The following is a 22,707-nucleotide window of genomic DNA, read 5'->3' as shown; positions in this document are numbered from 1 at the left end:
ACAAAAATATTAGTAAAAATATATTATAAAAATAAAAAAGTACATAAACTAGAGATAATACAAACACTATATCAAACAATTTTGACCTAATTAAATAAAAAAAATAATGAAAGTACATTAATATTAATTCTATAAAAAATAGGTTAATAATTAACTAATCAACAAAAAAAACCACAAAAAAATAGTCATCTAAAAATAATAAAGAAATATAAAAACCAAATAGGTATTTAATGCGTATTTATTATAACTTAAATAGTCTTTAAATTATTAGTCCACACTAAATAACACCTTTCTTCATAAATAATCTACTACTTTTGTAATAAAAAATATCCCCTCATGATTAACCTCCTAACCAAAAAGAAATTGTTTCGTTTAAACAAAACACACGTCTTATGGGTTCTTTTTCTAATATCAATAAATAGTTTCTCACAGTTTTTAAATAGTAGTTTTGAAGACAATACTACTAACATTGCATTTACAACTCCTAACACGAATAATTCAATTTGGAGTGATCAAAATTTAACAGAAATTATTTCTAATAATAAAAAGAACAATGTTCCTTTTATTGATCAACCTTATGTATCAAATAGATTAAACGAAACAGGTTTACCTTATTTAGCAAAAAGTATCAATTCTGAAAAAACATCAAAATATAGAATTACTAATATCGCTATGGTAGATACAGACAATGATGGTGTAGATGATGTTACAGATATTGATGATGATAACGATGGTATTTTAGATGTTAATGAATGCCCTACAACAGAAAAGATAATCTATACTTATACTGGAACAGATCAAACTTATACAGTTCCATCTAACGCAACATCAGTTACCGCTAAAATATGGGGAGCTGGTGGTAGAGGAGATGAACGACCAGGAAGAGGTGTTGGTGCTGCTGGTGGGTATACAGAATTTACAATATCTAAAAATGATATAACAAATAACACTTTAATTCTAACAGTAGGTGAAGGAGGAAATTCTTCTACAGGTTCACCTACTTATGGAAATGGAGGAGCTGGTTCTTCTGCTATATTTAACCGAGCTCTTAGAAATTTCGGTGCAGGTGGTGGTATGTCTGCAATAAGTTATACTACCTTAAATACTCCAAGTTCTGTAACTCAAGCCGATTTACTAGCAATTGCCGGTGGTGGTGGCTCCATGCCTGCGTATTCAAATGCAAACACACATGCAGGTGAAGGTGGTGGTGCAACGGGTGGTGACGCTACAGACAATTTAGCTACATTAAATGGACTTGGAGGTACCCAAACTGCAGGTGGCGCTAGTACAAATGGTAACGCTGGTTCTTTTTTACAAGGTGGTAATTCTAGAGTAAATGGCGCTGCAGGTGGTGGTGGTTACTATGGTGGTGGTGGTGGCTCTTTTCTTAATAATCACGAAGGTGGTGGTGGTGGTGGCTCTAGCTACATCACCTCACTAGCCACAGCCTATCAAACAATTAGAGGTAACATACAATTACCTCCTATGTCTGGAGATAGTGATTATATTTCTGGAGTTGGTACCGGAGGTAGTACTAGCGCTCAAAATGGTGGTAATGGATTAATTGTTTTAATTATAACGCTAGAATGTGATGAAGATGGAGACGGTATTATTAATAGTTTTGACTTAGACTCTGACAATGATGGTATTCCGGACAATTTAGAAGCACAATCTACCGTAGATTATATAGTACCGTCTGGAAACGATATAGATAAGGATGGTTTAGATGATACTTACGACGCAAATTTAAGTGGTAGTGAAAATTCTTTAGGAATAACACCTGTAAATACAGATGATACAGCAAATATTGGCGCAGATACTTTACCAGATTATTTAGATTTAGACGCTGATGGTGATGGAATATTTGATGTTATAGAATCTGGTACAGTTTTACCAAATGATGGTAACGGAGTATCTACAGGTACTTTTGGTATTAATGGTTTAAATGACCTTGCAGAAACGGGTAATACAGATTTAGGTTATACCGATGTAAATGGTAGTTTTGACAACACACAAACAGATAATTTTACAGATATTGATGAAGATGTATTAACGTTTGGAGACGTAGATTACAGAGATATTTCTGATGATGGAATTGCCATGATAACACAAGTATATCAATTTGATGATGAAAGATGGATAGAAGTAACAAACATTAACAAAACCAAAAGTATTGCTGCTAACCTTATTCAAATTCAACTATATGTAGATAGAACAGGTACTCAATCAACTGCACCAAATGCTTTTTATACATTTCCAAATATATTAGCTGCTGGTAAATCTATATTATTAAAAAGCACAAATAATACAATTACTAATTTTGATAACTCAGACCCAACAAGGGTTATTACTAACGATGTAATAACCAACTTTGCAGGTGCTAATGACATGGTTACCTTATCATCAGCTAACGATGATTCTTCTTACCAAAATAGATATGATATTATAGAAGCATTTGCAGATAAGACATCGCATGTAAGAATAGATGAAACATTAATCTATAATAAAGACTACGACGCTGCGGAATGGGTAGTATTTATTGATGATGCTATTTTACCTTATCAAACGGTTGGTAACACTGCAATTACGGGAGTTAAAAGACATCCTCAAGATCCTTTAATATCAGAAATAACAACATCTAATACAGCAGCAAACACTTTATTGGGTTTACATAACATAGATATTACCACATCTAATTCTGCTAGTAATACTTGGACTAATGGTTATCCAGATAGATCTCGTTCTGTAGTGATTGATCAAGATTTTGAACATACTGGTAATAGATTAAGTGCAAGAAAACTAAAAGTAAATGCTAATCAAGAATTAACAGTAACAGATCAACTATTAGTAGTTACTAATGATATTACTTTAGATGGAGATATTCGTTTAGCAGGTACTTTAGCACAATTAGTACAAACGCATACAACAGGCACTAAAATATCTGGTAATGGAAGCCTTTTAGTAGATCAAAACTCAGAAATACCAAGTTTATACAGATATGGTTATATGAGCTCTCCGGTAAACTCATCTGGTACTACTTATACAGTAGAAGATGTATTAAAAGATGGTACAGACCCTACAACCCCAAAAGACATTACGTTTGTTTCTGGTTTTGATGGTTCTTTTACTTCAACAGGTATTTCATTAGCTGATTATTGGATATATACCTACGCTCCTGCTTCTAACGGTAGAGCTAATTGGGTACAACAATTTAAAAATGGTGTTATTAATAGAGCTGACGGTTATATTTTTAAAGGTCCAGGAAGAGCTCAAAACTACACTTTTATAGGTACACCAAATGATGGTGGTTTTGACACGGCACTTCCTATAGGCGCAGGAGATGATTACTTAGTTGGTAACCCTTTCCCTTCTGCAATGAATGCCAGAAAATTTATAGAAGATAATTTAGCCACAACCACCGGAACACTTTATTTATGGGAACATAAAGAAAGTGCTAACGGAGAAGGAAACGGAATTGACGGACATGTATTTGGAGGATATGTAGGAGGATACGCAACTATAAACCTTGGTGGTACAGCGGCTGCAAGCAGTAATGTTCCAGATAATAATGATAATGGTACTTCTGGCACTGGTGATGCTTCTTATTCTTATACTTCTCCCCTACCATATATAGCAATAGGGCAAGGTTTCTTTATAGAAGGAGACGAAACTACAGGCGGAATCGTTAACTTTAACAATAGCCAAAGAGCCTATGTTACCGAAGGGCCAGAATCTGTATTTTTTAAAGCAAACAAAAAAACAAATACAACTACTACAGATTTATTACCATTAATAAAATTAGGGTTTGAATATAAAAATACTGATGAACTAAATATCCACCATCAAATTACAGTTACTTTTCAAGAAACAAATTCTTTTGCTTTTAACAAAGGATATGACTCGGAAGTATATGAAACTGGTAAAACAGATATGTATTGGAAATTCCCTAATGATGATAAAAAATATGTAATTGCTGGTGTTCAAGAAATCTCTAACGAGCTAGAAGTTCCTTTAGAAGTAATTGTTGATTATTCTGGACAAGTGAATATAATGGTAGATGAAACTGAAAATGTAACTAGAGATATTTACATTACAGATAAACTTACCGGAACTTCTTATAATGTTACAGATGAGAAAATCACTTTAACTTTAGATAAAGGAATTTATACAGATCGTTTTGTACTTGCTTTTTCAGAGAGTAACGTATTAGGTTTAGATGATGATGATGTTTTATCTGCCTTTACAAATATTTATGCAGACAATGAAAACCATCAAATTGTAATTTCTAAAAATAATGAAGTAGAAATTAATAAAGTAGAGTTATTTGATATTCTTGGTAAAAAAGTAAATACCTGGAAAATTAAAGAACAAAAAGATACGTATCAATTAGAAATCAAAAAACAAATACCAACGGGTATTTACATTGTAAAAATGAATACAGATAAAGGTATTATTAACAAAAAGATTATGATATAAAATACAACTATGTAAACTAAAAAAAAATGATGCTACTAACTCAAGTACCTCCAGTAAACCCACCACCTCCTCCACCAGGTCTAGAGATAGATAATGGAATTTTATTACTTGGAATCACAGCTATATTGTATGCTGTTTTTATCATCCTAAATATTAAAAAATTAAAATACAAATAATTACCTAGCAGAAAATTGGAGTAACAGATATGTATTAAAAATTCTCTAATAATGATAGAAAATATGTAATTACTAGAATACAAACTATATCTGGTAAACTAGAAGTTCCTTTAGAAATAAAAATGGGCTATTCTGGTAAATTAGCCTTGTTTCATATTCTTGGTAAAAAAAATAAGTCTTTCTAACATAAAAGAGCAAATCTTAAATTTAAACCAGTGAAAAATATTTCACTGGTTTTTTTTGTACTACAAATTCAAAGAAATAGTAAAACTTATCATTCTGAACTAATTTCAGCATTAAAATTCGCGAAAATTGAATCATCATAATCACCTAAAAACAGTAATTATTTTTTTAAAAAAAATAAATGTGACTTGTTAAAAATAATAGTGTCAAATAATAGGTGTTTGGTTAATAATGACTACTTTAGCGCTTTTAAAAAATTTTCTTAATGATTAAATATCTAAAAGAAACGAAACTATTTGGGGAAATAGCTCGTTTTAGATTAGACAACCCTTCAAAAAAAGTACTGCTTTTAAAGTATAAAAAGATTTCTTTCTTTTTATTTCCAATCTTTTCTATTTTCAATCTTTTAAATAGACCAATCCATGCTATAGAGCATGAGATAGCAATTGGACAAGAATTCGCTATAAAAAACATATCCTCCGTATAAAATATTAATTCATTTTTAACCTTTAGAGATAAAAGTGACTTTTACTTTTAAACAAAACCTATTGTGGGTTCTTGTAAAGAGTAATTGTTCCCACTTTTAAATTTCTTGTGTGGCTAAATATAGCAGTCTGCAATAAAATGTGCTGCAAATTTAAAATTCATACTTATCAAAGTAAAATATATGAAAAACAAATACTTATTTGTAAAAGGATTAATTATATGTAATTTCCTTTTCTTTTTTATCACTAATATTCAAGCACAAACTACACCTACAAATGCATCGAGTATTAAAACAGGTGCAACTTTTAAATGGGCAAGTGATCAAACTTCAACAACAGATCCAATAAATTTAGAAAGTATTTCTATAGATGGTGCAGAATACAATCTATTCGCAGTTCCTTCTGGTTATCAATTAACTAAATTAGGTACAGCTGGTCAGAACCAAAATTCCATTAGAGAAAATGGTAATGTAACCATAACAGGTAGTGGAGCAACTCCAAATCCTTTCAATGGTGATTATGGAAGTTCAGCTTGGAACATAAAAGCATTGGCTGCTTTTCAAGATAAAAACTTAAACCATTATTTTACCGCATACGGCAATGGGGCCGCAATTTGTAATGATTTTAACGCTGAAGAAACTACCGGAGCACAAAGACAATCATTATTATATAGCCCTGCAATCCCTTCAAATCAAGGAGCAATTGTAGCTATTACAGAAAGAAATGGTAATAACTGTTTTCATATAGAGGTTTTTGGTACACCTGCATCTGGCGGTACAGAACAATCTTTAGGAGAAACTTTTGTTGTTACAAATAATGGAGCTAAATGGGGCTATGGTGGTACCGGTTATGGTACTGGTAATAATGCTAATTTAGGTGATGAGGGAGCTATTGCTACTCCTAGTGCAGATTCTGATTATTGGTTAACAGATCGTGTTTTAGATAATAACGGAACCTTAGGTATTGCATTGTTTTATTTAAATGAAATAGCGCCTACTGGTTCTAAAATTACTAGAGTTCAAATGACTGCAGCTTCTAGTGATCATGGTGATGGTAAATTTTTTATCGTACAATCTTATGCTACCGACTCTCAAGAAGAAATTATTTGGAATCAAGCTTTTTTAAACGGTGACGTTACAACTAACAATCAAGTACCAGATGGTTCAACTTACAGTAATATTGGTTCAGGCCCAAGTAATGGTACTTTAGAATTTAATGCAGACGGTACTTATATATATACACCAAATGAAAATTTTGTTGGAGTAGACACTTTTGAATACCAAGTATGTTTACCTGCACCAAATACTACAACTTGTGATACCGCAACAGTTACAATTACTGTTAGACGTGATTCTGATGGAGATGGCGTACCTGATTATTTAGATTTAGATTCTGATAATGATGGTATTTTAGATACTATAGAAAGTGGTGGAAATGATCCTTTTGGAGATGAAGATAATGATGGTGTATTTAATTACCAAGATAATGAAGACAATGGAAATAGTGGACCAGGCGGTACTACTGACTATACAGACACAAATAATGATGGTATACCTGATGTTTATGATTTTGACGAAGACGGAATACCTAACCATTTAGACTTAGATTCTGATAACGATGGTATAACTGATGTTATAGAAGCTGGTGGTACAGATTCAAACAACGATGGTTTAGCCGATGGTAATGTAAATGAAGATGGCATACCAAGTTCAGCAGGATTAGGGTTAACTCCTACTAATTCAGATTCAGATGATCTTCCAAATTTCTTAGACTTAGATTCTGATAATGATGGTCTTTATGATCTTTTAGAAGCAGGTGGAACGGATGCAGATAACAATGGTATTGCAGATGACTTAACTGACTCAGACAATGATGGTTTAGCAGATATTTATGATGGTAACTGTATGTCAGAATCATCATATGCTTTAGATGCTGTAAGTACAGGAACATCAAAGCCATACTTTAACAATGAAACAAATGCAATTGGAGTACCAAGTAATTCATATGCAGAATCAACACAAAACGCTTTTTTAGTTTTAAATTTTGGAAAAACATTACCTGCAAATACAACAATAACAATACATGCAGCTGTAAATAATTACAACCAAGATGTAGGCGTAAGACAAGCAGATAGTGCAGATGGTACAGGGTTAAATAACTATGTAAACATTTCTGTAGTAGGAACTACTTCTGCAACTTATACTTATACTACAAATGCTTCAACCAATTATATTTTAATAGAACCTTATAATCCAGGTGTTCTTATTTATGGAGCAGAATATAGCTCTAGTTCCACAGATTGTTCTGGCACTGCTTTAATACCTACAGAAACAAGTCCTGGTACACCAGATTATATAAATAAAGATTCAGACGGAGATGGATGTTCTGATGTTAAAGAAGCTGGTTTTACAGACGCAGATAATGATGGCGAAATAGATGGTACAGGTATTTCTACATCAGGTACAGTTCTTGGTAGCGATGGTTATTCAGGTACAACTTCTGCTGTAACAGATAGTTCTGATAGCGCTACTTGTTTAGATACAGATGGAGATGGTGTACCTGATTATTTAGATTTAGATTCTGATAATGATGGTATTCCAGATTCAGTAGAATACAGCGATTCTGCAAATTGTTTTGAAGGCTCGGTTTCTGGTATAAATGAAATAGCATTAACCCCTTACGCTACAGCTACAAATTTAGAATCACAACTACCTTTACAAGGTCTTTCAAACGGAGCTTTTAATGTAGATGTTGATTTTAATGGTCTAGCAAAATTTAGTAGTAATGGTATTCAAATAAATACAAATAATGCCATTGGTGAACATATCTATTTTCAACCTATTCAAACATCGAGTATATCAACCGGAAATTATGCAACGATAACAATAACATTTCCTAAACCAGTCTCGGGGTTATCTTTTGATGTAGCAGGGTTAAATAATCATGATTATTATGAGATGAATGCTTCTTATAATGGTTCACCTATAACTGTAGATAATTCTAATTTCAGTAATTTTAATCCAACCAATTTTAACAATAGTAATGGTTGGCAATTTGTAAAATCAAACCAAATTGTAGGTCGCCAAAGTGGTGGTGGAACAGCAGTTACAGAAAATACTTTCACTTTTTCAGTAGATGGTTTAGTAGATACGATTACAATAAGAACAGGTAAAGATCAAACTTATCAAGATAGTCAAAATAGTAATGTAACTTCTGCTATAACCTCAATGAATTTTTGTCCACTTACAGATACGGATGGAGATGGTATTCCAGATTATTTAGATTTAGATTCAGATAACGATGGTATTCCAGATATCGTAGAAGCTGGTGGTATAGATACAAATGGAGATGGATTAATAGACTACCCAACTGCAGGAGACCCTACAAGTATGGTAGATTTAGATGGTGATGGTTTAGCTGATATGTATGATGATACAGACACTGCTGGAGGTACTCCAAATTGGGTTGCAGGTACACCTATTTCTAATCCAGATTCAGATGGAGATGGTATTAAAGATTATTTAGATTTAGATTCAGATAACGATGGTATTCCAGACCTTGTAGAAGCAGGTGGTATAGATACTAACGGTGATGGACGTGTAGATGACATTACAGATCTTGACCAAGATGGTTTAGCAGATATTTACGATGAAAACGCTTCTAACGGACCTGGTGCTAGTGGTACAAATGGTACTGCTCTTATTAAAACGGATGCAGCAGGTAACATGATAAGTGGAGATGATACTTCTATTGATACTGATGGTGACGGAATTGCAGATCACTTAGACTTAGATTCAGATAACGATGGTATTACAGACTTAATAGAAGCTGGTGGTACAGATACTAACGGAGACGGACGTGTAGACACAAATTTAGATGCAGACAAAGATGGTCTTGCTGATATTTATGATGAAAATGCTGCTGATGGACCAAGATTAGATGGTACAAACGGTACTGCACTTGTTGAAACAGATGCAGATGGTAATATGGTAAGTGGTGATGGTAGCTCTATTGATACAGATAGCGACGGAATTCCTGATCATTTAGACTTAGATGCAGACAACGACGGTATTCCAGATATCATAGAAGCTGGTGGTATTGACGCAAATGGAGACGGACATGTAGACACAAATTTAGATGCAGATAAAGATGGTTTAGCAGATATTTATGATGAAAATGCTTCAGACGGACCAGGAACAGATGGTACAAATGGTATTGCTCTTATTAAAACAGGTTTAGATGGTAATACTATAGGTAGAAACGGAGAATCTATTGACACAGATAGCGACGGAATTCCTGATCATTTAGATTTAGACTCAGATAATGATGGTATTCCTGATATTGTAGAAGCTGGTGGTGTAGATACTAATGGTGACGGTAAAGTAGATGATATAGATCCAACAACAAGCCAACTTTTAAATGACTTAGACAGAGATGGTTTAGATGATCTTTATGATGTTAATAGCGGTACAAATACCAATGCAATTACATACCCAGATTCAGACAATGATGGCATTCCAGATACAAAAGATTTAGATTCAGACAACGATGGAATAACAGATGTTATAGAAGCTGGTGGTTTAGATACTAATAGAGACGGTATTGCTGATAGTTTTGTAGACACAGATAACGATGGTTTTAACGACCTAATTGATGGAGATGTTGGTCAAGATGGTACATCAGAAAATATAAATAATGTCTTAATTATTACAGGTATAGACACAAATGCAGATGGTAAACCAAACTCGTATCCAAGTAAAGATTACGATGGTGATGGTAAATTAAATCATATAGATATCGATGCAGATAATGATGGTATACCAGATAATATAGAAGCACAAACAACTAGTGGTTATATAGCACCTAGCAACCCTAACGGAGCAATGTTAGACGCTAATAAAAATGGTGTAGATGATAATTACGAAGTTAGTGGTATTGGTCTTATCCCAGTAAACACAGACAATAAAGATAATCAAGATTATTTAGATTTAGATTCAGACAATGATGGTATTCCTGATATTTCAGAAAACGGAGACACTGCAAATAATGTAATTATAGACATCAATGCAGATGAAGATGGTGATGGATTAAATGATATTTTTGACGATAACAATGATGCTGAAAACTCAAGGACTACTGTAAATGATGGTTCTAGTACACTTAAAGAAGTAACTACTTCAAGTGATTTAGATACTGCTTTTGGAGATGAAGATAATGACTTCCCTGGAAATGGAGATCTAGACTATAGAGACATTAAAGATACTGATAATGACGGTGTTCCTGATTTTTATGATTTAGATGATGATAACGATGGTATTTTAGATACTGATGAAGGTTGTGGTAACTTAATTATAAACGGAGATTTTGAACTTCAAGATTTTTCAAGTACAACTGAATTTCCTAATGGAGGAACAGGACCCTACGGTACATTTATAGGAAAAACTTTAAATACAAACACGTTAACAGGTTGGAATTATAGCCAGAACCTAGACGGATGGGTTGGAGGACAATCTCCAAGTTGGATAACTAGTAATTTTGCAGCAGCTTATAGCGGAAACCAATATGTAGATGTTCTTGGTAATAACGATAAAAGTGATGGAGGTGTAAGTAATATTCTTTCACAAACTATTTCTACAGTACCAGGTAATACATATACACTTTCTTTTTATTGGGGAGAAGATATTGGTCATGAAACAGGTCAAGATGTTACTTTAAATGTAAAAGTAAAAGACGCCTCTAGTTCTAATATTCTAGATAAAACATTAACTACAATAGCTGAAGGTGCTGTAAACGGAGTTGTGGGGCCTAAAAAATGGTATCGTTTTACTACAGTATTTGTAGCTACTACAACAGAAACATCATTAGAGTTTCAAGCATCTCCTCCTGTACCAGGTTCTATAGGAATTGGAGCTGCTCTAGATTTAGTAAGCATTTTCTCAAATAATTGCGAAGACACAGATAATGACGGAATACCTAATTCTTTAGATTTAGATTCAGATAATGACGGTATACCAGACTTAATTGAAGCTGGCGGAGAAGATACTGATGGAAACGGACTAGTAGATGATATTAATGCTGACAATACTCTTATAAACGATGCGAACAATAATGGTTTAGATGATCGTTATGATGCTGATATTACTGGAGGTAATAATTTAGAAAACTTAGATACAGATGGAGATGGCATACCAAATAGCATAGATTTAGACTCTGATAACGATGGTATTGTAGATATTATTGAAGCGGGAGGAACTGATGCTAATAGAGACGGTAAAGTAGATACTATTAATGCTGATGGTACACTTACAACAGACACAAACAATAATGGTTTTGATGATGCTGTTGATGGATCTATAGATGTAAATACACCTTTAGTAATAACAGGTGAAGATACAGACGGAAATGGAAAACCAAATACATACACAAAAGGTGATAAAGATAATGACAGCATACCTAACTTTTTAGATATAGATGCAGATAATGATGGTATTCCAGATAATGTAGAAGCACAGACAACAAATGAATATAATGCTCCGTCTGGCATAGCTACAGGAATAACAGATACAAACAATAATGGTGTAGATGATACATACGAAGATGGTAATAATATTGGTTTGATTCCAGAAAATACAGATGGTACAGATAATCCTGACTATTTAGATTTAGATTCAGACAATGATAATATTCCTGATATATCAGAAAACGGACACCAATTAGATGTTGCTTCTGGTAATGATGATGATAATGACGGTTTAGATAATGCTTTTGACGATAATGATGACTCTGCTATTGCAGGATCTACAGTAAATGATGGGTTAGGTGATGGTAATAAAGTAACCAACATAGGTACCTCAGACACTTCTTTAGAAGATGCATTTGGTGATGAAGACAATGATGTTAATACTGGTGGAAATTTAGATTATAGAGATATTCCAGAAGTTGCTAATGTTATGATAACTCAAGTATATCATCTTGGATCTGAAAAATGGATAGAAATTACCAACATAGGTACTTCTACAATACTTCCAAATAGTGTGAAAATTCATTTATTTAAAGATAAAACAGGAGATCAAACAAATATTGATCCTGATGCATCTTACATTTTAACAACACCTTTACTTGCAGGGAAATCAGTATTATTTAGAAACTCGAATAATACATTTACTCCAGAATCTGAATCAGTAACAGGTAGAACAATTGTAGATAATGATGCATTAACTGATTTAGATGATACTTTTAACGATATCATTATATTATCTGCATCTAATGGAGTTTATGCATGGGATCATAGATATGATGTTGTTTCTAATGTTACCAACAATACTTCTGTTGTTAGAATAGACGAAAGTTTAACAACAAACAAAGATTATAATGCAGAAGAATGGGTTGTATTTATAGATGATGCAATTTCTACATACGAAATAGTAGGAGAAAAAGACGTTACAGGAACTAAAAGACATCCTCAAGATCCTTTAATCTCTGAAATAATAACATCAGACAAAGAAGCGAATACTTTATTAGGTTTACATAGAGTGAACATTACTACTTCAACAGCTGATAATAATGTGTATACAAATGGTTATCCAGATAGATCTCGTTCTGTAGTAATTGATCAAAATTTCGAACATACCGAGAATAGATTAAGTGCTAGAGAATTAAAAGTAGATGCTAATCAAAAATTAACAGTAACAGATCAACTATTAGTAGTAACTAATGATATTACTTTAGATGGTGATATTCGTTTAGCAGGTACAAAAGCGCAATTAGTACAAACACATAGTGGAGAAAGTACAATTAAAAGTACTTTTGCATCTAGTATGGGTAAACTATTAGTAGACCAAAACTCAGAAATACCAAGTTTATACAGGTATGGCTATATGAGTTCTCCGGTAAACTCACTAGGTACTACTTATACAGTACAAGATGTATTAAAAGATGGTACAGACCCAGCAAATCCAAAAGACATTACTTTTGTTTCTGGCTATGATGGTTCTTTTACAACTACAGGTATTTCATTAGCAGATTATTGGATATACACCTATGTTCCTGGATCTGATGGTAGATCTAATTGGGTACATAAATATAAAAGTGGTACCATAAACAGAGGTGAAGGTTATATTTTTAAAGGACCAGGAAGAGAACAAAATTATACTTTTTCAGGTACACCTAATGACGGTGATTTTAACACAGATTCTAAAATAGCTGGAGGAGAAAGTTATTTAATTGGTAACCCTTACCCTTCTGCTATAAATACTAAGAAATTTATAAAAGATAATTTAGCTAATACTACTGGAACACTATATTTCTGGGAACATCATGAAAGCGTTCTAGGAGAAGGAGATGGAATTGCTGGGCATGTATTTGGTGGTTACATTGGTGGATATGCAACAATAAACTTCGTTACAGGAGTAGCAGCAGATAAAATAGAAGATCTTAGTATTAATGATGACAACGGAACTTCTGGTTTAGGTGATCAAACATACAAAGAGCCGAAAGCTTATATAGCAATGGGTCAAGGATTCTTTATTGAAGGAGATGCGGTAATAGCAACACCACAAGCAGTAAACTTTAATAATAGCCAAAGAGCCTATGTTACAGAAGGAGACCAATCTGTATTCTTTAAAACAAGCAAAAAAAGCAGCAAAACAGCAAGCACAACTAACTTGTTACCAATTATTAAACTAGGTTTTGAATATAAGAACACAGATGAAACATTACTGCACCATCAAATAGCAGTTTCTTTTCAAGGAACAAACTCATTTGATTTTGATAAAGGTTATGATTCTCATGTATATCAAGTTGGTAATACAGACATCTACTGGAAATTCCCTAATGATGATAGTAACTATGTAATTGCAGGTGTACAAGCTATCTCTAATGAATTAGAAGTACCATTAGAATTAGTAATGGATTATTCTGGTCAAGTAAACTTAATGGTAGATGAAATTCAAAATGTTTCTAGAGACATCTATATTACAGATAAACTTACAGGAACTTCTTATGATGTTAAAAACGAAAAAATAACTTTAACTTTAGAAAAAGGAGTTTATCCAGATCGTTTTGTACTTGCATTTTCTCCGAACACTGCTTTAAATGTAGAAGATGAAATTTTAGCTTCAAACACTAATATTTATGCAGACAATGAAAACAAGCAAATTGTTATTTCTATTAGTAATGAAGTCGAAATTAATAAAGTTGAGTTGTTTGATATTCTTGGTAAGAAAGTGAGTGTTTGGAACATTAAAGAACAAAAAGATACGTATCAATTAGATATCAAAAAACAAATACCAACGGGTATTTACATTGTAAAAATGAATACTAGTAAAGGTGAAACAAACAAAAAGGTTATTATTGAATAAACACTAAAAATAACTATATTAATTAAAGCTGAATAATGAAATCATTATTCAGCTTTTTTTTTATTCTTTTTTTAGGGTATAATAATTAGGAAGTATCGTGACTACAACCTAAAAAACAACTGAATCCTCAACAAAAAACTTGTTTTATTAGATAATAATACAGTAATTAACAATTATTTAATCATTTATAGGAAAAAAATTAGCAAACCCAATATTATTTAGTTACTTTTAAAACAGTATTTATTTAATATAATCCCCCAAAAAATGAATAACACTAAAATACCAAGAAAATATTTTTTTAAATATTCTACTTTTCTAAAAAACACCATTAAAAAGAACTTGTCTTTTTAATAATGTTTACTTCTATCCATTTCTTTAACACTAAAACTTTTGCCTATACCCAGTAATTCTATTTAACACAATGTTTATTTAATATAATCCCCCAAAAAATGAATAACACTAAAAACACTCAGAAATTATTTTTAAAAAACTTCAATTTTTCTAAAAACCAACACCTTAAAGAAAAGAAAACTTATACTAAAGGAATTATCTATTTAATAGTATTTCTATCCGTTTTCTTAAATATTAAAACTTTTGCCAATATAATTCCAAATAGAGGGTCATCATCAGAATTATGTAAAAACCCAATACCTAAAGAAGCTTCTTATAATAAAACTTTTGAAAATCAAAGAAGTAACAAAACTGAATTATTACCAATCATTAAATTAGGGTTTGAATATACAAATACAGAAAACTTAAGGTTACATCATCAAATAGCAATCTCTTTTCAGGCAACAAATTCATTTGACTATGAAAAAGGTTACGATTCTGAGTCATTTATCGACAATGAAACTGACATCTATTGGAAATTTAAGGATGATCATAGAAAATATGTAATTACTGGTGTGCAAGAAATATCTGATGATTTAGAAGTTCCTTTAGAAATTACAATGGGGTATTCTGGACAAGTAGATTTAATGGTAGATAAAATTCAAAATATTTCTAGAGAAATTTACATAAAGGATAAACTTACAGGAGATTCATACAACATTAAAGATGGAAAAATCAATTTAACCTTAGATAAAGGTGTCTGTTCTAATCGTTTTGTTTTAGCTTTTAAAGAATCTACCTCAAACACACTTAAACTAGAAAACAATACACTAATTACAGAAACTACTATTTATGCTGATAATCAAAATAAAAATATTGTAATTTCTAAAAATCAAGAAATAACAATACAGAAAATAGAACTTTTTAATATACTCGGTAAAAAAACAAGCTTATGGAACATTACAGAACAGAAAAACAGCTATAAGTTAGCCATAAAAAATCAAATACCAACCGGACTATACATTGTAAAAATGTATAGCAACAAAGGTACAATAAGCAAAAAAGTAGTTATTGAATAATTAGATTAATCTAAATTAACTAAAAAAGGCTAAGAATTACAAAATGTAATTCTTAGCCTTTTTTTTTGTGACTGCGAAGGGATTCGAACCCCCAACCCTCAGAGCCGAAATCTGATATTCTATCCAGTTGAACTACGCAGCCATTTTGTTTTCTATAAAGAGAACAAAAATATTTTTTACATTAAATTCTTTTTTACTAAAGTAGAAATGGTTTTACCATCTGCTTTACCTGCTAATTCAGCAGAAACAATTCCCATAACTTTCCCCATATCTTTCATTCCGGATGCTCCTACTTTGCTAATCGTAGCAACAACCACACTTTCAATTTCTTCTTCTGATAAGGCTTCTGGCAAAAACTGTTCTAAAACAGCTAATTCAGCTAATTCTGGATCAGCTAAATCTTGTCTACCTTGTTCTATAAAGATAGCTGCACTGTCTCTTCTTTGTTTAACTTGCTTCTGAATAATTTTAATTTCTTGCTCTTCTGTAATTTCTGCTTGAACACCTGTTTCCGTTTTCGCTAATAAAAAGGCAGATTTAACCGCTCTTAAAGCTTGTAAAGCAACCGTATCTTTTGCTTTCATTGCTTCTTTCATTTTATCCATTACTTGTTTTTGCAAACTCATTGTATTTTATTTTAAATTAATTATTTTTTTGTTTTCTTTAAGTATAAAACTTTTTTATGATAATCTATAAATGCTTTACCCTTTTGTAACACATCTGCACCAATAATTCCATGTACTTCTTTTGCTTTGTGCTGCGTTAAAGCTGTATTAACATGAGATAAATTAAACAACACTAAATGACATTTATTTGTTTTCCAGCTTCCTATTTTTAAAGAATTATTATCAGATTGCAACGTTTCCATATCGGTTGCTCCTGCCCCAGCTGCTTTGGTTTCACTTTCTTGAGCTTCCAAATTAAAATGAGTAATCATATCTAATCCTACACAAGAGTTAGAAGCACCTGTATCTAGAATAAATCGCCCTTTTACACCATTGATTGTTGCTTTTAACTCCAAGTGATTGGTCGCAATTTTCTTTAGCTTTATTTTGACGAACTTCTTCTTCTTTAAAATTTTCTTAATACTACTCATTTTATTATTCTTTGAAGTGATCAAAAATACGATTTATAAATTTTAAGAAGTACTATCGCTCTAAGATTTCTTTTAAATTCTCTTTATAAATGGCAAATTCTCTAATATTATGATGTGTTCCTCCATCAATCTCTATATACTTATTTTTAGTTGATGAATTTAGTGCTAACAACCTTTTAGATTGCTTATAAGAAGTGGTAGTGTCTTTATTACCATGAAACAGTGTAATAGGACATCTTACTTTAGAAATGTCTTTATCAGACCTAAATTGGTATTTTAACAAAAAAGTTGGAACAAACTTAAACTTATAAGTCGCTGCTTTTTTAAATTTGTAAAAAGGAGCTTCTATAATTAATTCTTTCGGGCTATTTAGAGAAGCTATTTTGGTGGCAAAAGTTCCGCCTAAAGAAAACCCATAAACCACAATATTCTCTTCTTTGAAATTATTTTTTAGGTGATTATAAACAACCAAACCATCATTGTACATGGCTACTTCATTATATATACCCGTACTTTTTCCGTAATTCCTATAATCGAAAACAAAGACTTCATAATTATAGTCTAAAAAGTAAGCAACTCTATCTCCCCACTTAGTTAAATTCCCTTTATTTCCATGACAAAATAAAACAACTCCTTTTGGATTTGGTAATTGAAAGTGAAGTGCATTAACTACATTATCTCCATCAGTTTTTACAAAGACTTCTTCAAACTTGTTTGTAAAGTTATATTGATAATTTTTATCTAATTTATCACCATTCAAAAAAATAAATTCCTCTTGAAATAAATAAAGTCCAATAAAAACAATCCCTATTATTATTAGTATTAGTAGTAAAAAATATACTAAGTAAATCATTTAAAAATTTGAACAACGAAATTAATCATTTTTAAAGATTTTAAATACAAATTATAATGCTAAAAAATATGGGTTTGTAGATGTTGAACTTACTTAAATAAAGTAAACAAATTAGCCACAACACTTTAAAATAGCTAAAGCTAAAAAAGAGCACTTAAAAATAATTCGTCCTTTTTTTTTCAATAATGAAAAAAATTATCTTTATTTTACTATGAATTAAAAACATAAAAAAATGAAGAAATTATTATTTGTACTTGTATGTTTATCAATATCATTTACCGCTTGTAGAGAGGATAAAAAATCAGAAAAAAAGACGGAAGTTAAAACTGAAAATAATGTAAATATTGAAACTCCACAAGGAAGTGTAAAAACTGATGGAGACGGAAATGTTGATATTGAAATTAAAGAATAAAACTTAACATAAATTTTCCTTTTTATTAAGAGAGCAAAATTTATTTGTATAAAAAACCGATTCAGAAATGAATCGGTTTCAATACTAAATTTTATGTTGATGACAAATACAGAAACAAGTTCAGTAAAACAGTACTTGTCATACAAAGTCATTGAGTTATTATGCACATTAGACTACATAACAAATGTAATGGATTTCTCTAAAATCATTGAGAAAGAAAATAAAGAGCCGTTTTACTCTATAAAAGCTTCTTTGACGAAACATTAAATGAACTAACTACCTTTTAAAAACACTTAAAAACTAACCTTTTAGATTATTTAAAAAATCTTGTCGTCTATTTCTAGAGACAGGCACTTTATGATTCTCACTTAATAATACATAACCTTCATTTAAATATTTTTTTATATGCTCTAGATTTATCAAATGAGATTTATGGACTAAGTAAAAATCTTGCTGCTGTAATATTTTATTAAAATGACCTATGCTTTGTGAGCTTAAAATGGGTTTTTGATTACTAAAATGAATCTTAGTATATCCATCTACACCTTCGCAATGTATAATTGCATCTATTTTTACAAACTCTAATCCATCTGCAGATGGAATGACTATTTTTTTCTTCTGAAAATTTTGTATGCCTAAGTTTTCTATCAGTAATTTGTTTTTTTCTAAGGCAGATTTATCAGCAATATTTTTAGAAGCCTTTATTACGGTTGCTATTAAAGTTTCATTATCCACTGGCTTCAATAAGTAACCAATAGCACTATAATTAATAGCATCTATTGCATATTGGTCAAAAGCGGTTACAAAAATAATTTCAAAATTAGGCTTCTTTACATTTGCTAAAACATCAAACCCATTCATTACAGGCATTGCAATATCTATAAATACCAGTTGAGGTTGCAATTTATCTATAAGTTCTAAACCTTTTTCTGGACTCTGAGTTTCTGCAATAATATCTAAGTCTGGACAGTATCTTTCAATTTTATTTTTTAAAATAGATAATGCTTTCCGCTCATCATCAATAAGTATCGTTTTAATTTTTGTCATAATAATTTTGATTAAATTCTAAAACAATTTCTGTACCTGTTTTACCAATTTCTATAGAACGATCTATCATTTTATGGCACACATTCCAAGAACCACTTTCATTTAAAAAATGAATTCGCTCAGTTAATACTTCTGAGGAATGTGAAGCATTTTGACTTTTTATAGAAGTATTTAGTTCTTTCGTTTTTTTTAAACCAACACCATTATCTATTACACTAACTTTAAAGCAATTTGCATTTATAAAATTGAATATTACAGTTACTTTTCCATTCCCTTTTTTGTGAAATAAACCATGGTTTATAGCATTTTCTACCAACGGTTGTATAAGCATAGAAGGTATCTGTTCTTCTTCAATATCTAATTCTGGATCTACTTTTATTTCATATTCTATTTTTTCTTCGAAACGTAATTTTTCTATTTGAAGATAATTCTCTAGTAAGCTAATTTCTTCACTCAAACTAACACTTTTCCGTCTTGAATAATCAAAAAACTGACGCATCAATTTCGAGAATTTTGCTAAATAATTTTCTGATGTTTCAACATCATTCTGTTGAATATAATATTGAATAGCATTTAAAGAATTATGTACAAAGTGTGGATTCATTTGACTTCGCAAAGCCTTTAATTCTAAATCGTGTTGGCGTTTTTGGTTTTGTATGGTTGCTTCAAAATTATCACGCACTAATTTGTTTTTCCGATTTATAAACACAAAAAAAAGCAATACTAGTAATACCCCTAAAAAAACGAGTATTAATATTGAATAACCTATGATTGAACCTTCTGGTGAGTGCATATAAAACCGATACTTAAAATGATACTTTTTAAACTTGTAATTGTAATTAATAAACTAAACAAATGATGAAACTGTTTAAAATTTGCAAAATAATTTTGACCTACTTTAAAAGGTATAAAGCCTAAATAGTAGATAAAATGTGCAATAGCTATCCATAGTAATAAATTTGAATATACATTTTCTTGCTTACTAGATGTTAATAACATCATTAAATAATAGGCAACAAAGATTAAAATACTAAATCCACCAATTATGTAAGACTCTAAAAAACTCTGACTAGTGTAATCTATTTGTTTAATCAGTAATTCATATGCAACAACTATAAAATATATAACTCCAAAAAATATAATTATTTTCTTAAATATTTTACTATTGAATTTAGAAAAGAATAACCAAAATAGATAACTAAAGTAAATGACATTATATATATTATAAAAAACTGCATTTTTTTGTATTACAATATATCTACCATAGTATAAAGCAAAAATTTCATTAAACACCCCATACCAAAGCAATAGTACAAAATATCGATATTTAACATCTAGTTTCTTAATATAAAATAAACCAATAATTGCAGGAATAATCTGCAAATATAAATGATAGTAAACTACAGAATCATATATTACTTCTAACAAAATTATTTATTTTTTAGTTGCTATTTTATAGAAGTTATTGCCTTGGTGGCATAATATTAAACTCATCTGCATTTAAACTTGAGTTTCTTTCTAAAGATCTTGTAGCACTTTCAGTTTTCTTATTTCTTAGGTAAGGCAATAAATACTTATAGGTTCCTTTATATTTATTATTTTGGTCTGTATATTCAATAAAAAAAGGAATATGTCTTTGAAACTCATTTGTAAATATTGAATCTTTATGGTTTTCTCTAAAGGTTGGAGCTAAAAAAACTGTTTCTCTATGTCTCATGTCTCCAACTAACCTATCATTTTTCTCATTCATCTCTTCAAAACTCTTAATATTATGATTAAATTTAGGCATAGAACTAAGTGTTTTCGTTTTATCATGAGCTCCTAAAAATAGTGCAATTCCAGTTACTTTGTTGTTCTCATTACCTTTATTCGTTTTCTCTACTTCCTTTAAAAATCGAATGTAATTTTCTAATTGTTCTATGCTAACCAATACATATTCAGTCCCTTCATATCCTTCTCTTTGCAGAATAGAATTTTGAGTTTTTTCAATAATAGGTTTTAGGTTTTCATTGTAATTTTCATATAAAATGTGGCTTTGCTTCATGGTAATAGCGTGCCCTGATTTTTCATATATTTCAATTGGGCTTGCACAAGAATAAAACATGAAAGCAGTAATAGTTGCGTAAAAAAGATGTTTGATTTTTAAATTTTTCATATTTTTTTTCTTTAAAGTTAATGTTAATTAATGAAATGTTAAAAATAATGTTTGATATCAAAAAAAATAACCTCTGTATTCGTTTTGAAGATAATGTTTAAAAAAGCAACTTTGATACAATCTCCATTGCCTTTTCATGAATGATTATTAGTAATATTGGTTTAATTATTTTTCATTATTAACACAAATATCCTCAATTAGCTTAATAATATCTGTACCTACATTGTTCAAGTTTGCATTCATAAGTTTTAAACCTCCGTTATTGATATCTACTAAACTTATTTCATAATTTGATGTAGCCAATGATGAAACTAAAATGACCTGAATACCATCTAGGTTTGCTTTTGCTGCAAGAGATGCCAAATACGTGTCATCGATTCCATTAGCAATATCATCATCTCCACCTGCAACAGCATCAGTTATAATTATAGCTAGTTTAGTAATATTAGTTGTTCTCCAATTTCCTGCAAAACTATTATTTATCAGTTCATTAAATAATAAGCCTCCAGGTTCTGGTGACCCAACTCCAGAACCTAAACTTAATGCTCCATTTAGTTTTGCTAATTGATTACTAAATGAGGTTTTATTATTTGTTCCAAATTTTTCCATCATAGTTAAATACTGATCCCTTGTTGCAAATGTAGAATTTACTACTTTTTGCCCTGCAGGCAAACTTACATAATCCGTTTGGGCAGCATAAGCTGGTAAATTACCTTCTGGTTGTTCATCAAAAATTGATAAAGAGAGTCTATAATCTCCCCCAGACTCAGTAACGATTGTATTTGCAATTGCAGCAACTGAACTTTTAATACCATCTATTGCTCCTCCCATACTTCCAGTATAATCAATTAAAAAAGCTACATCCATACCCTCACTACACGCAAAAGGAAATCCGTCATCTTCCACATCATAATCACAACTTTCATCATTACTACAACTCACAAAATTCATCAACACGAACAAGCTAAAAAGTATACTTACATATTCTAAAATTCTTCTATTTTTATATCTCGTTTTCATATTTTCTAGGTTTTTAAATGTAAGTCAAGACAGCAT

At 30.9% G+C, this 22,707-nt stretch carries 13 protein-coding genes and 1 tRNA gene; 5 read left to right on the top strand and 9 right to left on the bottom strand.

Going from position 1 to position 22,707, the window contains the following annotated elements:
* Positions 1-336 precede the first annotated feature (336 nt).
* The 4 genes from H0I28_RS16745 to H0I28_RS16730 all read left to right on the top strand — a co-directional run bounded on the left by H0I28_RS16745 (position 337) and on the right by H0I28_RS16730 (position 16,088).
* The gene (locus tag H0I28_RS16745) at positions 337-4,476 is read left to right on the top strand and encodes a glycine-rich protein (protein ID WP_218759847.1); all 4,140 of its coding nucleotides are present in this window, start codon (positions 337-339) and stop codon (positions 4,474-4,476) included.
* A gap of 624 nt (positions 4,477-5,100) precedes the next feature.
* Entirely contained in the window at positions 5,101-5,322 is a 222-nt protein-coding gene (locus tag H0I28_RS16740) for a hypothetical protein (RefSeq protein ID WP_218752093.1), read from the top strand.
* A gap of 180 nt (positions 5,323-5,502) precedes the next feature.
* Positions 5,503-14,679, top strand: a complete 9,177-nt coding sequence (locus H0I28_RS16735; RefSeq protein WP_218759845.1) for a T9SS type A sorting domain-containing protein — start codon at positions 5,503-5,505, stop codon at positions 14,677-14,679.
* A 449-nt stretch (positions 14,680-15,128) separates the two neighbouring features.
* Positions 15,129-16,088, top strand: a complete 960-nt coding sequence (locus H0I28_RS16730) for a T9SS type A sorting domain-containing protein (RefSeq protein WP_218759843.1) — start codon at positions 15,129-15,131, stop codon at positions 16,086-16,088.
* Between the two features lie 68 nt (positions 16,089-16,156).
* Here the strand turns inward: H0I28_RS16730 and H0I28_RS16725 are convergent.
* The 4 genes from H0I28_RS16725 to H0I28_RS16710 all read right to left on the bottom strand — a co-directional run bounded on the left by H0I28_RS16725 (position 16,157) and on the right by H0I28_RS16710 (position 18,037).
* Positions 16,157-16,230: transfer RNA gene (locus H0I28_RS16725), tRNA-Arg, on the bottom strand.
* A 34-nt stretch (positions 16,231-16,264) separates the two neighbouring features.
* Positions 16,265-16,714, bottom strand: coding sequence for a GatB/YqeY domain-containing protein (locus H0I28_RS16720; protein WP_218759841.1), 450 nt, complete (start codon positions 16,712-16,714; stop codon positions 16,265-16,267).
* 20 nt (positions 16,715-16,734) lie between these two features.
* Complete coding sequence (locus H0I28_RS16715) at positions 16,735-17,184, bottom strand: retropepsin-like aspartic protease (protein ID WP_218732534.1); 450 nt, start codon at positions 17,182-17,184, stop codon at positions 16,735-16,737.
* Positions 17,185-17,236: 52 nt separating this feature from the next.
* The gene (locus tag H0I28_RS16710) at positions 17,237-18,037 is read right to left on the bottom strand and encodes an alpha/beta hydrolase (protein ID WP_218759839.1); all 801 of its coding nucleotides are present in this window, start codon (positions 18,035-18,037) and stop codon (positions 17,237-17,239) included.
* Positions 18,038-18,269: 232 nt separating this feature from the next.
* Here H0I28_RS16710 and H0I28_RS16705 point away from each other — a divergent pair, with 232 nt between their 5' ends.
* Entirely contained in the window at positions 18,270-18,449 is a 180-nt protein-coding gene (locus H0I28_RS16705) for a hypothetical protein (protein ID WP_218752087.1), read from the top strand.
* A gap of 300 nt (positions 18,450-18,749) precedes the next feature.
* On the opposite strand, the gene H0I28_RS16700 is transcribed toward H0I28_RS16705, so the two are convergent.
* From H0I28_RS16700 to H0I28_RS16680, 5 genes are all read right to left on the bottom strand, one after another.
* Positions 18,750-19,496, bottom strand: a complete 747-nt coding sequence (locus H0I28_RS16700) for a LytTR family DNA-binding domain-containing protein (protein ID WP_218759838.1) — start codon at positions 19,494-19,496, stop codon at positions 18,750-18,752.
* Positions 19,483-20,178, bottom strand: a complete 696-nt coding sequence (locus H0I28_RS16695; RefSeq protein WP_254712805.1) for a sensor histidine kinase — start codon at positions 20,176-20,178, stop codon at positions 19,483-19,485. Before H0I28_RS16695 ends, H0I28_RS16700 begins: the two co-directional genes overlap by 14 nt.
* Positions 20,179-20,261: 83 nt before the next feature.
* Positions 20,262-20,924 carry a hypothetical protein gene (locus H0I28_RS16690; protein WP_218759836.1) on the bottom strand — a complete coding sequence of 221 codons (663 nt, stop codon included), beginning with the start codon at positions 20,922-20,924 and terminating at the stop codon, positions 20,262-20,264.
* Between the two features lie 34 nt (positions 20,925-20,958).
* Positions 20,959-21,651, bottom strand: coding sequence for a hypothetical protein (locus H0I28_RS16685; RefSeq protein WP_218759835.1), 693 nt, complete (start codon positions 21,649-21,651; stop codon positions 20,959-20,961).
* Between the two features lie 165 nt (positions 21,652-21,816).
* Positions 21,817-22,671, bottom strand: a complete 855-nt coding sequence (locus H0I28_RS16680; protein WP_218759834.1) for a hypothetical protein — start codon at positions 22,669-22,671, stop codon at positions 21,817-21,819.
* Positions 22,672-22,707 lie beyond the last annotated feature (36 nt).

This window comes from Polaribacter sp. AHE13PA (assembly GCF_019278505.1).
In the GTDB taxonomy this organism is placed as follows: Bacteria; Bacteroidota; Bacteroidia; order Flavobacteriales; family Flavobacteriaceae; genus Polaribacter.
Note: the sequence above shows the minus strand (reverse complement) of the source record. Positions and strands in the feature narration are given on the sequence as shown.

Excerpts from the sequence above, each read along its gene's own strand:
- H0I28_RS16745 (WP_218759847.1), top strand. The coding sequence starts at position 337 with ATGATTAACCTCCTAACCAAAAAGAAATTGTTTCGTTTAAACAAAACA.
- H0I28_RS16740 (WP_218752093.1), top strand. The coding sequence starts at position 5,101 with ATGATTAAATATCTAAAAGAAACGAAACTATTTGGGGAAATAGCTCGT.
- H0I28_RS16735 (WP_218759845.1), top strand. The coding sequence starts at position 5,503 with ATGAAAAACAAATACTTATTTGTAAAAGGATTAATTATATGTAATTTC.
- H0I28_RS16730 (WP_218759843.1), top strand. The coding sequence starts at position 15,129 with ATGAATAACACTAAAAACACTCAGAAATTATTTTTAAAAAACTTCAAT.
- H0I28_RS16720 (WP_218759841.1), bottom strand. The coding sequence starts at position 16,714 with ATGAGTTTGCAAAAACAAGTAATGGATAAAATGAAAGAAGCAATGAAA.
- H0I28_RS16715 (WP_218732534.1), bottom strand. The coding sequence starts at position 17,184 with ATGAGTAGTATTAAGAAAATTTTAAAGAAGAAGAAGTTCGTCAAAATA.
- H0I28_RS16710 (WP_218759839.1), bottom strand. The coding sequence starts at position 18,037 with ATGATTTACTTAGTATATTTTTTACTACTAATACTAATAATAATAGGG.
- H0I28_RS16705 (WP_218752087.1), top strand. The coding sequence starts at position 18,270 with ATGAAGAAATTATTATTTGTACTTGTATGTTTATCAATATCATTTACC.
- H0I28_RS16700 (WP_218759838.1), bottom strand. The coding sequence starts at position 19,496 with ATGACAAAAATTAAAACGATACTTATTGATGATGAGCGGAAAGCATTA.
- H0I28_RS16685 (WP_218759835.1), bottom strand. The coding sequence starts at position 21,651 with ATGAAAAATTTAAAAATCAAACATCTTTTTTACGCAACTATTACTGCT.
- H0I28_RS16680 (WP_218759834.1), bottom strand. The coding sequence starts at position 22,671 with ATGAAAACGAGATATAAAAATAGAAGAATTTTAGAATATGTAAGTATA.